Annotated in this window: 13 protein-coding genes; 10 read left to right on the top strand and 3 right to left on the bottom strand. The window is 73.8% G+C overall.

Features of this window, described 5'->3' with window-relative positions:
- Positions 1-4 precede the first annotated feature (4 nt).
- The 7 genes from EIY87_RS10470 to tsaE all read left to right on the top strand — a co-directional run bounded on the left by EIY87_RS10470 (position 5) and on the right by tsaE (position 7,625).
- Positions 5-1,444, top strand: a complete 1,440-nt coding sequence (locus tag EIY87_RS10470) for an NAD(P)H-hydrate dehydratase (protein ID WP_125307454.1) — start codon at positions 5-7, stop codon at positions 1,442-1,444.
- A 135-nt stretch (positions 1,445-1,579) separates the two neighbouring features.
- Positions 1,580-2,416 carry a DeoR/GlpR family DNA-binding transcription regulator gene (locus tag EIY87_RS10465; protein WP_125307453.1) on the top strand — a complete coding sequence of 279 codons (837 nt, stop codon included), beginning with the start codon at positions 1,580-1,582 and terminating at the stop codon, positions 2,414-2,416.
- Positions 2,406-3,833, top strand: coding sequence for a xylulokinase (gene xylB, locus EIY87_RS10460; RefSeq protein ID WP_125307452.1), 1,428 nt, complete (start codon positions 2,406-2,408; stop codon positions 3,831-3,833). The genes EIY87_RS10465 and xylB overlap by 11 nt, the downstream gene beginning before the upstream one ends.
- Positions 3,834-3,836: 3 nt before the next feature.
- Positions 3,837-4,928 carry an ABC transporter ATP-binding protein gene (locus EIY87_RS10455; RefSeq protein WP_125307451.1) on the top strand — a complete coding sequence of 364 codons (1,092 nt, stop codon included), beginning with the start codon at positions 3,837-3,839 and terminating at the stop codon, positions 4,926-4,928.
- A 29-nt stretch (positions 4,929-4,957) separates the two neighbouring features.
- Positions 4,958-6,073 (top strand): alanine racemase, encoded by a 1,116-nt coding sequence (alr, locus tag EIY87_RS10450; protein ID WP_125307450.1) that lies wholly within the window; start codon positions 4,958-4,960, stop codon positions 6,071-6,073.
- Positions 6,070-7,167, top strand: coding sequence for an alpha/beta fold hydrolase (locus tag EIY87_RS10445; protein WP_191984032.1), 1,098 nt, complete (start codon positions 6,070-6,072; stop codon positions 7,165-7,167). Before alr ends, EIY87_RS10445 begins: the two co-directional genes overlap by 4 nt.
- Positions 7,164-7,625 carry a tRNA (adenosine(37)-N6)-threonylcarbamoyltransferase complex ATPase subunit type 1 TsaE gene (gene tsaE, locus EIY87_RS10440; RefSeq protein WP_191984031.1) on the top strand — a complete coding sequence of 154 codons (462 nt, stop codon included), beginning with the start codon at positions 7,164-7,166 and terminating at the stop codon, positions 7,623-7,625. The genes EIY87_RS10445 and tsaE overlap by 4 nt, the downstream gene beginning before the upstream one ends.
- Here tsaE and EIY87_RS10435 read toward each other — a convergent pair.
- Both EIY87_RS10435 and EIY87_RS10430 read right to left on the bottom strand, forming a co-directional pair.
- Positions 7,612-8,937, bottom strand: coding sequence for a carboxyl transferase domain-containing protein (locus tag EIY87_RS10435; RefSeq protein ID WP_125307448.1), 1,326 nt, complete (start codon positions 8,935-8,937; stop codon positions 7,612-7,614). The genes tsaE and EIY87_RS10435 overlap by 14 nt on opposite strands.
- On the bottom strand, positions 8,930-10,354 hold the full coding sequence (locus EIY87_RS10430; protein WP_125307447.1) for an acyl-CoA synthetase: 1,425 nt from the start codon (positions 10,352-10,354) through the stop codon (positions 8,930-8,932). Before EIY87_RS10430 ends, EIY87_RS10435 begins: the two co-directional genes overlap by 8 nt.
- A gap of 98 nt (positions 10,355-10,452) precedes the next feature.
- Here EIY87_RS10430 and tsaB point away from each other — a divergent pair, with 98 nt between their 5' ends.
- From tsaB to tsaD, 3 genes are read left to right on the top strand one after another with little or no spacing between them, the layout of a single operon-like run.
- Positions 10,453-11,115, top strand: coding sequence for a tRNA (adenosine(37)-N6)-threonylcarbamoyltransferase complex dimerization subunit type 1 TsaB (gene tsaB, locus EIY87_RS10425; protein WP_125307446.1), 663 nt, complete (start codon positions 10,453-10,455; stop codon positions 11,113-11,115).
- Positions 11,112-11,591, top strand: coding sequence for a ribosomal protein S18-alanine N-acetyltransferase (rimI, locus tag EIY87_RS10420; protein WP_125307445.1), 480 nt, complete (start codon positions 11,112-11,114; stop codon positions 11,589-11,591). Before tsaB ends, rimI begins: the two co-directional genes overlap by 4 nt.
- Positions 11,591-12,637, top strand: a complete 1,047-nt coding sequence (tsaD, locus tag EIY87_RS10415; protein WP_125307444.1) for a tRNA (adenosine(37)-N6)-threonylcarbamoyltransferase complex transferase subunit TsaD — start codon at positions 11,591-11,593, stop codon at positions 12,635-12,637. The genes rimI and tsaD overlap by 1 nt, the downstream gene beginning before the upstream one ends.
- Here tsaD and wecB read toward each other — a convergent pair.
- Positions 12,634-13,785: a non-hydrolyzing UDP-N-acetylglucosamine 2-epimerase gene (gene wecB, locus EIY87_RS10410; RefSeq protein ID WP_125307443.1), complete on the bottom strand. Its 1,152-nt coding sequence runs from the start codon at positions 13,783-13,785 to the stop codon at positions 12,634-12,636. The genes tsaD and wecB overlap by 4 nt on opposite strands.
- Positions 13,786-13,802: the final 17 nt, after the last annotated feature.

Below are 13,802 nucleotides of genomic sequence, written 5' to 3'. Positions count from 1 at the left end.
CGCCGTGCAGGGAATCTGGACCACGGAACGGATTCGCGAGGCGGAGGCACGGGCGTTCGCCGTCACGCCGGAGGGCGAGCTGATGCGGCGGGCGTCCTTCGGGCTCGCGGTGCACATCGCGGACTTCCTCGAAGACCACACCGGCGGCGTTTCCGGCCGCCGGGTCGTGCTCCTGGTCGGCTCCGGCGACAACGGCGGCGACGCGCTCTGGGCGGGCGCCTTCCTGCGCCGTCGCGGAGTGGCCGTCACGGCGGTCCTGCTCAAGCCCGAGAAGGCGCACGCCAAGGGACTGGCGGCGCTGCGCCGGTCCGGCGGCCGCGCGGTCCCCGCCGACGAGGGTCCACAGTGGATTGAGCGGGCCGACGTCGTGGTCGACGGGATCGTCGGGATCTCCGGCAAAGGCGGCCTGCGCCCGGACGCGGCCCGGCTCGTCGAGCTGGTGGCAGCCCCGATCGTCGCGGTCGACCTCCCCAGCGGCGTCGATCCGGACACCGGCGCGGTCGACGGCCCCGCGGTGGAGGCGGCCAAGACCGTCACCTTCGGCGCGCTCAAGCCGGTGCACGCGCTCGCGCCCGCCCACTGCGGCGAGGTCGTGCTGGTGGACATCGGCCTCGAACTCAGCGACCCGGACCTGCGGCGGCTCGACATCGCCGACGTCGCCGCCGCTTGGCCGATCCCCGGCCCGGACGATGACAAGTACAGCCAGGGCGTGGTCGGCGTAGCGGCGGGTTCGGCGACCTACCCGGGTGCGGCGGTGCTGGCCGCGGGCTCGGCCGTCCGCGCGACGTCGGGCATGGTCCGCTACGCCGGTCACGCCGCCGACGTCGTCCGGGCGCAGTGGCCGGAGATCATCGCGACGGGCACGGTCGCCGACGCCGGGCGCGTCCAGGCCTGGGCGGTCGGCCCGGGCATCGGCACCGGCTCCGAAGGCCGGGACGTGCTGCGGTACGTGCTCGGCCAGGGCGTCCCGGTCTGCGCGGACGCCGACGCGACGACGATCATCGCGAAGTCACCGGACGTCCTCGACGCCCGCGACCCGGACACGCCGCTGGTGCTGACGCCGCACGCGGGCGAGTACGAGCGCCTGATGGGCCGCAAGCCGGGCGCGGATCGCGTCACGGCCGCGCGTGAGGCCGCGAAGAAGTACGACGCAGTCGTGCTGCTGAAGGGGCACGTCACGGTGGTGGCGGCCCCGGACGGCCGGGTCGCGCTGAACAAGCCGCACGGCGCCTGGCTGGCGACGGCGGGCTCCGGCGACGTGCTCTCGGGCTTGGTGGGTTCGCTCCTGGCGGCCGGCCTGGACCCCTGGCTGGCCGCGGCCGCCGCGGCCCACGTCCACTCGCTGGCGGGAGCTATCGCGGCCCAGAACGCCCCGACGTCGGCATCGGGCCTGGTCCACGCCATCCCGGAGGCCATCCGCGCCATCCGCTCCCTGACGCCCTGAACGTCACTTTCTCTACCAAAGTGATCCGGAGTTCCCGCTCCGGGGCCACTTTCGGGTGAAAGTGGCCCCGGGGTCGTGCGAAGAGATATCGAGTTCTCTGTTAACTCTGGGCCGTAAATCTGGTAAGAAGGCTGTGTGAGCGGCGGCACAGCACCCGGAGACCGGAAGACCCGGCCGTCCGACGCTGCCGTCGAGCAGCGCCGGCAGGAGATCCTCGACCACATCATCGAGCAGGGCGAAGCGCGGATCGACGACCTGACCGCGCGCTTCAAGGTCAGCCTCATGACCATGCACCGCGACCTCGACGACCTGGCCGAACGCCGGCTCCTGCGCAAGCTCCGCGGCAAGGTCGAGGCCTACCCGGCGCTCACCGTCGAGTCCGCCGCCCGCTTCGGCGACGCCCTCCACCGCGGTGAGAAGGACGCGCTCGGCGAGGCCGCCGCGCGGCACGTCCACCCCGGCCAGACCGTCTTCGTCGACGACTCCACCACCCTCCTCCCGCTGGTCACGCGGCTCGCGGAGATCGAGGGCCTGACCGTCGTCACCAACTCCCTGCGGGCCGCGCGCGTGCTCGGTGACGGCGGCGCCGACGTCGTGCTCGCCGGTGGCCGCTACTCCCGCGAGTACGACTCCTGCGCCGGTCCCGAGGTGCTCGGCCTGCTCGACTCGATCCGCGCCGACGTCTCCTTCGTCTCGGTCACCGCGGTCGCCGTCGGGCGGCTCTTCCACCCGGACCGCGACTACGCCGAGCTCAAGAAGGCCGCGCTCAAGGTCGCGAACCACAGCGTCCTGGTCGTCGACCACTCGAAGTTCGGCCGCACCGCCACCTACGCCCACGGCGACGTCGGCGACTACGACCTGTTGATCACCGGCGAAGCCACGCCGACCGAGGAGATCGAGGCCGCGCTCAACGCGGGCACCGCGATCGAGATCGTCGAACACGTCCCAGAGGGGCAGCCCTATGACAGCTGAGCTGGTCGCCGGCATCGACTCGTCCACGCAGTCGACCAAGGTCGTCGTGTGCGACGCCGAAACCGGCGAAATCGTCCGCACCGGCCGCGCGCCGCACCCCGAGGGCACCGAGGTCGACCCCGCCGCCTGGTGGGACGCCTTCGGCGAAGCCACGAACGGCCTGCTCGACGACGTCAAGGCCATCGGCGTCGGCGGGCAGCAGCACGGCATGGTCACCCTCGACGAGGACGGCGAGGTCGTCCGGCCCGCGCTGCTGTGGAACGACACCCGCTCCGCGCAGTCGGCGCTCGACCTCATCGACGAGCTCGGCGGCCCGTCGGTCTGGGCGAAGTCCGTCGGCTCGGTGCCGGTAGCCAGCTTCACCGTGACGAAGCTGCGCTGGCTGGCCGACAACGAGCCCGAGCTGGCCGACCGCGTCGCGCGCGTGCTGCTCCCGCACGACTGGCTGACCTGGAAGCTCACCGGCGGCGACCCGGTCACCGACCGCGGCGACGCGTCCGGCACCGGCTACTTCTCGCCGTCCGACAACGCCTACCGCCTCGACGTCCTGAGCCACGCCTTCGGCGGCCGGACGCCGGAGCTGCCCACCGTGCTCGGCCCGGCCCAGGCCGCCGGCCACACCGCGGACGGCGTGCTCGTCTCGGCGGGCACGGGCGACAACATGGCCGCCGCGCTCGGGCTGGAACTCAAGCCCGGCGACGTCGTCGTCTCCCTCGGCACCAGCGGCACGGTGTTCGGGGTCGCCGAGACCGGCGCGGCCGACGCCACCGGCGAGGTCGCCGGGTTCGCCGACGCCACCGGCCGGTTCCTGCCGCTGGCCTGCACCCTCAACGCCGCCCGCGTCCTCACCGCGACGGCGTCGATGCTTGGCGCGACGCTGAGCGAGTTCGACCGGCTCGCCCTGGCCGGCGCGCCCGGCGCCGAAGGCCTCACGTTCCTGCCCTACCTGGACGGCGAGCGCACCCCGAACCTGCCGGGTGCCACCGGCTCGCTCAGCGGTCTGACCAGGGCGAACATGACCCCGCAGAACCTCGCGCGCAGCGCCGTCGAAGGCATGCTCTGCGGCCTCGCCGCGGGTCTCGACGCGGTCCGCACGCACGGTCTCGACGTCCGCCGCGTGCTGCTGATCGGCGGCGGCGCGCAGTCGGCCGCCGTCCGCGCGGTCGCGCCGCTGGTGTTCGGCGTGCCCGTGCAGCTGCCCGAAGTCGCCGAGTACGTCGCCATCGGAGCGGCGCGGCAGGCGGCGTGGGCCCTGGCTTCCAGTGCGGAACCCCCGTCCTGGCAGGAAAACAAGAAAGCGCTCGAGCTGGACGAGCCGACCGAGGCGCAGCGCGCCGAGGGCCACCGGATCCAGCAGCGCCACCTCGAAGCCCGCGAAGCGGCGTACGGGGTCCGGCGGAATCTCGGAGAGGACTGACCGATGGCTTCCATCACCTACGACAAGGCGACCCGGCGCTACGCCGGTTCGGAGCGCCCCGCGGTCGACGCGCTGGACCTGGAGATCGCCGACGGCGAGTTCCTGGTGCTGGTCGGCCCGTCCGGCTGCGGCAAGTCGACCAGCCTGCGCATGCTCGCCGGCCTCGAGGACATCGACGAAGGCGCCGTCTGGATCGGCGACCGCGACGTCACCCAGCTGCCGCCGCGCTCGCGCGACATCGCGATGGTGTTCCAGAACTACGCGCTGTACCCGCACATGACGGTCGCGCAGAACATGGGCTTCGCGCTGAAGATCGCCGGCCGCCCCGCGTCCGAGATCAAGCAGAAGGTGCTCGAGGCCGCGAAGCTGCTGGACATCGAGCAGTACCTCGACCGCAAGCCGAAGGCGCTCTCCGGCGGTCAGCGCCAGCGCGTCGCGATGGGCCGCGCGATCGTGCGGGAGCCGCAGGTCTTCCTGATGGACGAGCCGCTGTCGAACCTGGACGCCAAGCTGCGCGTGTCGACGCGTACGCAGATCGCCGCGCTGCAGCGCCGCCTCGGCGTCACGACCGTGTACGTCACGCACGACCAGGTCGAGGCCATGACGATGGGTGACCGCGTCGCCGTGCTGTCGGACGGCCTGCTGCAGCAGTGCGACACCCCGCGCGCCCTGTACGACAAGCCCGCAAACGCTTTCGTCGCCGGGTTCATCGGCTCGCCCGCGATGAACCTCGTCACCGCGAAGCTCACCGCCGACGGCGCCGAGGTGGGTGGCGCGCGCGTGCCGCTGACCCGCGAGACCATCGCCGCCGCCGACGGCGACACCGTGACCCTCGGCTTCCGGCCGGAGGCCCTCGAGGTCGCCACCAGCGAGGACGGCACCCTGCCGGTCAAGGTGGACCTGGTCGAGGAGCTCGGCTCGGACGCCTACGTCTACGGCAAGCTCGCCGAGACCGACGCCGACGACAACAAGTCCAACGTCGTCGCCCGGGTCGACCCGCGCACGCCGCCCGCCATGGGCGACACCCTCCACCTGCGGATCCGCCCCGACGCGCTGCACGTGTTCTCCACCACGTCCGGGCTGCGCCTGCCCTGACCTCGGGTCATGGGAAACTGGAGGGCGTTATGACCTCCAGTTTCCCTCGGGCGCAGGTCGACATCGACCTCGACGCGATCCGCCACAACCTCGCCCTGCTGGGCGCCCGCGCGCCCGGCGCCGAGGTGATGGCCGTGGTGAAGGCCGACGCCTACGGCCACGGCGCGCTGCCGGTGGCGCGCGCCGCGGTCGAGGCCGGCGCGAGCTGGCTCGGCACCTGCTCGCTCGGCGAAGCCCTCGCCCTGCGTGCGGCCGGGATCACCACCCGCCTGTTCAGCTGGCTGGACACCCCGGACGTCGACTTCGCGCCCGGCGTCGAAAACGACATCGACCTCGCCGCGAGCTCGCTGGGTGAGCTACGCCGCATCGCCGCCGCGGCGAAACCGGGTACCCCGGCTCGTGTGCACCTCAAAATCGACACCGGGCTTTCGCGCAACGGCTGCCCGCCCGCCGCGTGGGCCGAGCTGGTCGAAGCGGCGGCCGCCGAACCGCGGGTCGACGTCGTCGCGATCTGGTCCCACCTCGCGTGCGCGGACGAGCCCGAGCACCCCTCGATCGACATGCAGGCCAAGCGGTTCGCCGAGGCCTACGACGCCGCCCGCGCGGCCGGCCTCGACCCGAAGCGGCACCTGGCGAACTCCGCGGCCCTGCTCACCCGGCCGGACCTGCACTTCGACCTCGTCCGCCCGGGCATCGCGATGTACGGGCTCAACCCGGTCCCGCAGGCCGAAGACCTGCGCCCGGCCATGACCTTCCGGTCCGCGGTCGCGCTGGTCAAGCGCGTGGAAGCCGGGGAATCGGTGTCCTACGGGCACACCTGGACCACGCCGCGCGACACGAACCTGGCGCTCGTGCCGACCGGGTACGCCGACGGCGTGCCGCGGTCGCTGTCCGGGCGGATGGACGTGCTCCTCGGCGGGCAGCGGCGCCCGGTGGCCGGCCGCGTGTGCATGGACCAGCTCGTCGTCGACTGCGGTGACTACGAGCCGTCCGTCGGCGACGAGGTCGTGCTCTTCGGCCAGGGGACCCGCGGCGAGCCGACGGCCCGGGAATGGGCCGACAAGCTGGGCACCATCGACTACGAGATCGTCACCTCGATGTACCGCCCGCGGGTGCGGCGCCGGTATCTGGGGGAGCGCTCGTGACACCTTCACGTCGACTGCTGGCCATCGCCGGCGGGGTGGGGGCCGTGGCCACGGGGACCGCCGCCGCTATCGCCGTCGCCGCGCAGCAGCGGCGGCACAGTGAGGATCCGTACGTGGACGAGCCGCTGGGGGAGCTGAAGCCGGACCGCACGTCGACGGTCGCGGCCGAGGACGGCACGCCGCTTTCGGTCGAGGAGATCGACCCGGAAGACGGCGGGGAACCGGAACTGACCGTCGTGGGGGTCCACGGCTTCGCGCTTTCGCGGCGCTGCTGGCACTTCCAGCGCCGCGACCTCGCGTCGCTGCGGCTGCCCCGCGTGCGGCAGGTGTACTACGACCACCGCAGCCACGGCCTGTCCGGCGCGGCCTCCGCGGAGACGTCGACGATCGAGCAGCTGGCGCGGGACCTCGACTGCGTGCTGCGGTCCGTGGTGCCGGACGGGCCCATCGTGCTGATGGGGCACTCGATGGGCGGCATGGTGATCATGGAGCTGGCCGCCGAGTTCCCGGAGCTGTTCGAAGACCGCGTCTGCGGCGTCGCGTTCATCGCGACGGCGGCGGGCGAAGTGGGCGCACGCGGGTTGCCCCGCTCGCTGCTCTCGAAGTACAACCCGCTGACGCGCGCCGCCGGTGGTCTCGCCGGCTGGCAGCCCGGGCTGGTGGAGTTCGTCCGCGCGGCCGGCGGGCAGCTGACGCGGCAGGCCGTGCGCCGGCTGGCGTTCGGCAGCCGGGACGTCGCGCCGCGGCTGGTCGACTTCATGCTCGAGATGCTGGAAGTGACGCCCGTGCGCGGGCTCGTCAACTTCGTCGACACGCTCGGCAGCCACAACCGGTACGCCGCGCTCGCCGGGCTCAAGCACGCGGAAGTGCTGGTCATCGGCGGTGATTCGGACCGGTTCACGCCGTTCGCGCACGCCGAGCGGATCGCGGCCGAGCTGCCCGACGCGGAGCTGGTGCGCGTCCGCGGCGCCGGCCACATGGTCCAGCTCGAGCAGCCCGAGCTGGTGAACAGCCATCTGATCGATCTCCTGCAACGCTGTTCCGGTGTGGACGGCGAAACCTCGTCCCGGCGAACCTGGTGGTGGCAGCGTTGAGCATGGTGTTTCCCACGCCCGAAGAGACCATGGACTTCGGGCGGGCCCTCGGCCGCGCGTTGCGCGCGGGCGACCTGGTGCTGCTCGCGGGCCCGCTCGGCGCGGGCAAGACGACGCTGACCCGCGGCATCGCCGACGGCCTCGGCGTCGGCGGCCGCGTCAGCTCCCCGACGTTCGTCCTGGCCCGCGTCCACCCGGCGGGCGCGCCGGGCGTGCCCCTGGTGCACGTCGACGCGTACCGCCTGGGGGGCGACCTCTCCCAGCTCGACGACCTCGACCTGGACACGGACCTGGAGCGCTCGGCCATCGTGGTCGAGTGGGGCGAGGGATCCGCGGAGCGCCTTTCGGACGACTACCTGGTCGTCCGGCTGGACCGCCGCGAGGACGACGTCCGCGAGATCACCCTCGAACCGCACGGCACCTGGACCGAGCGCGTCCCGGAGCTCACGACGGCTTGACCACCGCCCGCGCCACCCCCAGGTCCACCAGGTCCTGGGGCCGCAGGTGCAGGCGGTTCGCGATGTCCGGGACCTCCGCCGCCGGGCGCTTGAGGATCGCCGCCGCGGCTTCCGGGGACGTCACCGAGAAGTACGCGTCCGGCGTCACCCACGTCGACTCCGCCGCGGCGAACGCCAGCGCGCCGCCCGAGCCGCCTTCGCCGATCACCAGCGTCGTCACCGGGATCGCCGCCGTCGCGACCGCCTCGAACATCGCCGCGATCGCCGCGCCCGCGCCCGCCTGCTCGGCGGCCGCGTCGTTGGCCGCGCCCGGCGTGTCGACCAGCGTCAGGACCGGGAAGCCCAGCCGGGACGCCAACCGCACCAGCCGCGCGGCCGTGCGGAAGCCCGCCGGGGACGTCGGCGTGCCGCACTGCGCCGCGTAGGCGATCGTCCGGCCGTCGCGCCAGCCGAAGCCGCACGCCACGCCCGGGTCGACACCGCCGGCGCGGTCGCCGCTGATGTCCTCCCGCCAGTCGAAGTACGCGTCCAGGTACTCCGCGGCCCGGGCTCGCTCCGGTGAACGCGCCGCCTGCACCGCTTCCCAGCCTGTCGAGGGCAGGGAAGCGGCTCGTAGCGCCGAAGGCGGCGGAGCGGCCGCCGACGAACGCGCGGTGAGCAGCCGCAGCCAGCGTTCCAGCGTCGTGCCCAGCTCAGCCGGCGTGACGACGGCGTCGACCTGGCCCCACTCGAGCTTCGCCTCCGCGGTGTACGCCTCCGGGGCTTCCGGCGGCCGCACCCGCGAGCCCGCGAACCCGACCTGCGCTTCCGGCAGCGCGAGCACGACGTCGGCGCCCGCGCCGAGGGTCGCCCAGCCACCGCCGGTCGTCGGGTCGCGCAGCACCGAGACCTGCGGGATGCCCGCCGCGCGGGTCAGCGCCGCCGCCCGCGCCACGCGCTGCAGCTGCATGAGCGCGCGCATGCCCTGCTGCATGCGGCTGCCGCCGGTCGCGATCAGCGACACCACCGGCAGCCGCGCGTCGCGGGCGTGCGCGAACGCCGCCTCGATCCGGTCGCCGGTGCGCTGCCCGAGCGACCCGCCGAGGAACCCGAACTCGAACGCGATCAGCACGGCCTCGACGTCGCCGATCTTCGCCGTCCCGCAGACGACCGATTCCTTCTCGCCGGTGCGCTCTTCCGCCGCCGCACGGGCTTCGCGGTACCCCGGCCAGCCGATCGGCCCGTCGGCCGGCTCGTCGCGCAGCGGCGTGGGGAACTCCGTGAACCCGCTCGCGATCGCTTCGACGACTTCGCGCGCGGGCAGCCTAGACACCGAGCGCCCGCTTCATGACCTTGCCCATGTCGTTGCGCGGCAACGCGTCCAGGTACCGGACGACCCGCGGGCGCTTGTGCGGCGCGAGCAGCTTCGCGACGTGGTCGGCGAGTTCCTCGGCGGCCGGTGGCTCGCCGTCGGGCACGACCCACGCGACGATCCGCTCGCCGAGGTCGTCGTCCGGCTCGCCGGTGACGGCCGCTTCGGCAACGCCCGGGTGTTCGAGCAGCGCGTTCTCGATCTCGCCCGCGCCGATCTTGTAGCCGCCGCTCTTGATCAGGTCGGTCGCCTTGCGCCCGACGATCTTGACGTAACCGTCGGCGTCCCGCGTCGCCATGTCGCCGGTGCGGAACCAGCCGTCGTCGACCGCGGCCGCGGTCGCGTCCGGGCGGTTGAGGTACTCGGTGAACAGATTCGGCCCGCGCACCTGGATCTCGCCGACCGTCTCGAGGTCGTCGACCACCTCGCCGGCGTCGCCGATCAGCCGCAGGTCGACCCCGCCGAGCGGGACCCCGACCGTGCCGGGCTTGCGCTCGCCGTCGGCGCGGACGCTGGTGTTCATCAGGGTCTCGGTCATCCCGTAGCGCTCGACGACCTGCTGGCCGGTCGCCGCGGTGATCCGCTGGTGGTCGTGCACCGGCAGCGCGGCCGAGCCCGAAACCAGGAGCCGGGCGCCGCTCAGCGCCTTCGCCAGCACGGGGTTCTCGCCGACCTCGCCCGCGATGCGGTGGTACATCGTCGGGACGCCGAACAGCATCGTGGCGCCGTTCGCCAGCTCGCGCGCGACGCCCTCGGTCGAGAACCGGCCGAGGTGGCGCACCGAGCCGCCGCGGCGCAGCGGACCGAGGATGCCGAGGATGAGGCCGTGCACGTGGAACAGCGGGAGCCCGTGCACGAGGACGTCGGCGGCCGTCCAGCCCCAGGCGTCTTCGAGGGCGTCGAGCGTGGCCGCGATCGCCCGGCGGGGGAGGACGACGCCCTTGGGCGGCCCGGTCGTGCCCGACGTGTAGACGATCAGCGCGGGCGTCTCCGGATCCGGCTCTTCGGTGGCGAACGCTTTCCCGCCGGTCAGCGGGATGTCCCGCCGCGGCAGTTCGGCGAGGGCCGCGGGCAGCTCGGCGCCCGGTTCGGCGAGCACGAGCTGCGGCTCGCTGTCGGTGAGGATGTGGGCGAGTTCGCGCTCGCCGATCTTCGGGTTGAGCGGCACGGCCGGCACGCCGGCGAGCAGCGCGGCGACGACCGCGACGCTCGTGTGCGCGGTCGGGGTCGCCCAGACGGCGACGCGGCCGCGGGGCAGCTCGGCGGCGAGCCCCCCGGCCACGGCGGCGAGGTCGGGGTAGGTGAGGACGTGGTCGCCGAAGCGCAGGGCTTCTCCGGCGGAACCGTCGGCAAGGGCGGGGAACAACGGGGCGGGCACCGCGGGGACCTCCCAGAGTCGGACTCGTCCGCACGTTACCGTGCGGATCAGTCCCCTGCAGAGACCTCTCGAAGACGCTGGTCGTAGGCTGGGACACCGTGTTGGTACTGGCGATCGATACCTCGACCCCGGCGGTCACCGCGGGCGTCGTCGAGGTGGACGGCGAAGCGGTCGAGACGCGCGGAGAGCGCGTCACCGTCGACCCGCGCGCCCACGGCGAGCTGATCACGCCGCACGCGCTGGCCGCCGCCGAAGCCGCGGGGGTCGCGCTCAAGGACCTCGACGCGATCGTCGCCGGCGTCGGCCCCGGCCCGTTCACCGGCCTGCGCGCCGGGATGGCGACCGCCGCCGCGCTCGGCCACGCCCTCGGCCTCCCGGTGTACCCGGTCTGCAGCCTCGACGCGCTGGCCGCGGACGTCACCTCCGCCGAGCCGTTCCTGGTGTGCACCGACGCCCGCCGCCGCGAGGTCTACTGGGCCGCCTACGACGGCGCCGGGAACCGCACCGACGGCCCGCACGTCCAGCGCCCCGCCGACCTCGAGGCCGACGTCAAGGTGGCGGCAGGCGACGGCGCCGTGCTGTACGCGGAGGCGCTCGGCGTCCAGCCGATCGAGCCGCGCTTCCCGTCGCCCGCCGGGCTGGTGAAGGCCGCCCGGAGCGCGTTGCTGGCGAAGGCGGAGCCGGCCCCGCTGACCCCGCTCTACCTGCGCCGCCCGGACGCCGCCGAGCCCGCCGCGCCGAAACGGGTGACCGCGAGGTGAGACTCGAGCCGCTGCGCCGCCGGGACATCCCCCGGTGCGTCGAGATCGAGCAGATCCTCTTCCCGGGCGACGACCCGTGGACGTCCCGCGCCTTCCACTCCGAGCTGGACGCGGGCCACTTCTACCTCGCCGCGCGTCCGGACGAGGGCGACGAGCTGCTCGGCTACGCCGGGCTGGCCGTCGTCGGGCGCCGCCGCGGCGAGTACGAGTCGACCGTGCACACGATCGGCGTCGCCCCGGAACACCAGGGCAAGGGGATCGGCAAGGCGCTGCTGCGCGCGCTGCTGGAACGGGCCGACGAGTTCGAAGCGCCGGTCTTCCTCGAGGTCCGCACGGACAACACGACGGCACTCGCCCTGTACGAGAGCCACGGTTTCGAACGGCTCGGCATCCGGAAGCGCTACTACCAGCCTTCCGGCGCCGACGCGTACACGATGGTCCGCCCCGCGCGGACGCGAGACGGGGTGGCGGGCTGATGTCACGCATCATCATGGGCATCGAGAGCTCGTGCGACGAGACGGGCGTCGGCCTGGTCCGCCTGCACGACGACGGCACGGTCGAGCTGCTCGCCGACGAGGTGGCGTCCAGCGTCGAGCAGCACGCGCGCTTCGGCGGCGTGGTGCCGGAGGTCGCGAGCCGCGCGCACCTCGAAGCGATGGTCCCGACGACCACGCGGGCCTTCGAGAAGGCCGGGCTCGCACTGTCCGATGTGGACGCCATCGCGGTGACGGCCGGGCCGGGACTGGCGGGCGCGCTGCTCGTCGGCGTTTCGGCGGCGAAGGCGTACGCGACGGCGCTGGACGTGCCGCTCTACGGCGTCAACCACCTGGCCGGGCACATCGCGGTGGACACGCTGCAGCACGGGCCGCTGCCTGCGCCGTGCCTGGCGCTGCTGGTGTCCGGCGGGCACACGCAGCTGCTGCGCGTCGACGACATCGCGTCGTCGATCACCGAGCTGGGGTCCACTGTGGACGACGCGGCGGGCGAGGCGTACGACAAGGTCGCGCGCGTGCTCGGCCTGCCGTACCCGGGCGGCCCGCCGATCGACAAGGCGGCGAAGAACGGCGACCCGGCGGCGATCGCGTTCCCGCGCGGCATGACCGGCCCGCGCGACGCGAAGAACGACTTTTCCTTCTCCGGCTTGAAGACCGCCGTGGCCCGCTGGGTCGAGGGCGCGTCCCGGCGCGGCGAGGAGATCCCGGTGGACGACGTCGCGGCGTCGTTCCAGGAAGCCGTCGCGGATGTGCTGACGATGAAGGCGGTCCGCGCGGCGGAGGAGCAGGGGATCGGCACCATCGTGATTTCCGGCGGCGTGGCGGCCAACTCGCGGCTGTCGGGCCTGGCGGCTGAGCGCTGCGCGGCGGCGGGCATCGAGCTGCGCGTCCCGCGCCCCCGCCTGTGCACGGACAACGGCGCGATGATCGCGGCGCTCGGCGCGCACGTGGTGGCGGCGAAGCGCCCGACGGCCGCGCTGGACTTCAGCGCGAACCCGGCCCTGCCGGTGAACGTGGTTTCGCTCTAGGAGGCGACAGCCTGGTTGCGCGCCGGGGAGCCGACGCCGAGCAGCTCCTCGATCGCGGCCACCGCCAGCACGGCCGCGTTGCCTTCGCCGTAGGGGTTTCCGACCTGCGCCGGCCGCAGCTCGCCGCTCAGCAGGTGGGCCGCGGTGTCGGCGATGCGCTCGGTGTCCGTGCCCACCAGCCACGCGCAGCCCGCCTCCACGACCTCGACGCGCTCGGTCACGTCGCGCAGCACCAGCACCGGGGTGCCGAACGTCGGCGCCTCCTCCTGGATGCCTCCCGAGTCCGTCAGCACCAGCGACGCCAGCCGCAGGGCGCGGACCAGGTCCGGGTACTCCAGCGGGTCGGTGACCGTCACCCGCGGCAGGCCGTCGAGCGCCGCCTCCACCTGGGCGCGGACCTCCGGGTTCGGGTGCGCGGGGAACAGCACCTGGACGTCCGGGTGCTCGGCGACGATCAGCTGCACCGCGGCCAGCGTCCGCTCGAGCGGCTCGCCCCAGGACTCCCGGCGGTGCGACGTCACGAGCACCAGCCGCTCGCCCGCCTCGGCGATTTCCATCTCCAGCAACGCCAGCGCCGTGTCGCGGGCCGGGAGGTCACGGGCCGCGATCTCCAGGACAGCGTCGACGACCGTGTTGCCGGTGACCGCGATGCGTTGCCGCGCAACGCCTTCCGCCCGCAGCTCGGCCGCCGCGCCGAGGGTCGGGGCCAGGTGCAGCGCCGCCAGCCGCGACACCATCTGGCGCGCGCCCTCCTCCGGGAACGGCGCCGCGAGGTCGTGCGTGCGCAGCCCGGCTTCCAGGTGCACCACCGGGATGCCCAGCCAGAACGCGGCCAGCGCGCCCGCGAGCGTCGTCGTGGTGTCGCCCTGGACGACCAGCGCGGCGGGGGCGTGGCGGCGCAGCACGTCGTCGAGCGCGGGGAGCAGGCCGGCCACGAGCTCCGCCTGCCCGCCGGTGACCCGCGGCGGCACGTCCAGCCACACGTCGGCGGCCAGCCCGAACGGTTCGAGCGCCTGCTCGACCATGCCCGGGTGCTGGCCGCTGTGGACCAGGACCGGCCGCAGCGCCGGGTGCGCGTCCAGCGCCAGCGCCAGTGGCGCGAGCTTGAGCGCTTCGGGCCGCGTCCCGGCCAGCAACATCACATCCACCCCGCGGTGCCCCTTAT

This window comes from Amycolatopsis eburnea (assembly GCF_003937945.1).
GTDB lineage: Bacteria > Actinomycetota > Actinomycetes > Mycobacteriales > Pseudonocardiaceae > Amycolatopsis > Amycolatopsis eburnea.
Note: the sequence above shows the minus strand (reverse complement) of the source record. Positions and strands in the feature narration are given on the sequence as shown.

Excerpts from the sequence above, each read along its gene's own strand:
- EIY87_RS10455 (WP_125307451.1), top strand. The coding sequence starts at position 3,837 with ATGGCTTCCATCACCTACGACAAGGCGACCCGGCGCTACGCCGGTTCG.
- alr (WP_125307450.1), top strand. The coding sequence starts at position 4,958 with ATGACCTCCAGTTTCCCTCGGGCGCAGGTCGACATCGACCTCGACGCG.
- xylB (WP_125307452.1), top strand. The coding sequence starts at position 2,406 with ATGACAGCTGAGCTGGTCGCCGGCATCGACTCGTCCACGCAGTCGACC.
- tsaD (WP_125307444.1), top strand. The coding sequence starts at position 11,591 with ATGTCACGCATCATCATGGGCATCGAGAGCTCGTGCGACGAGACGGGC.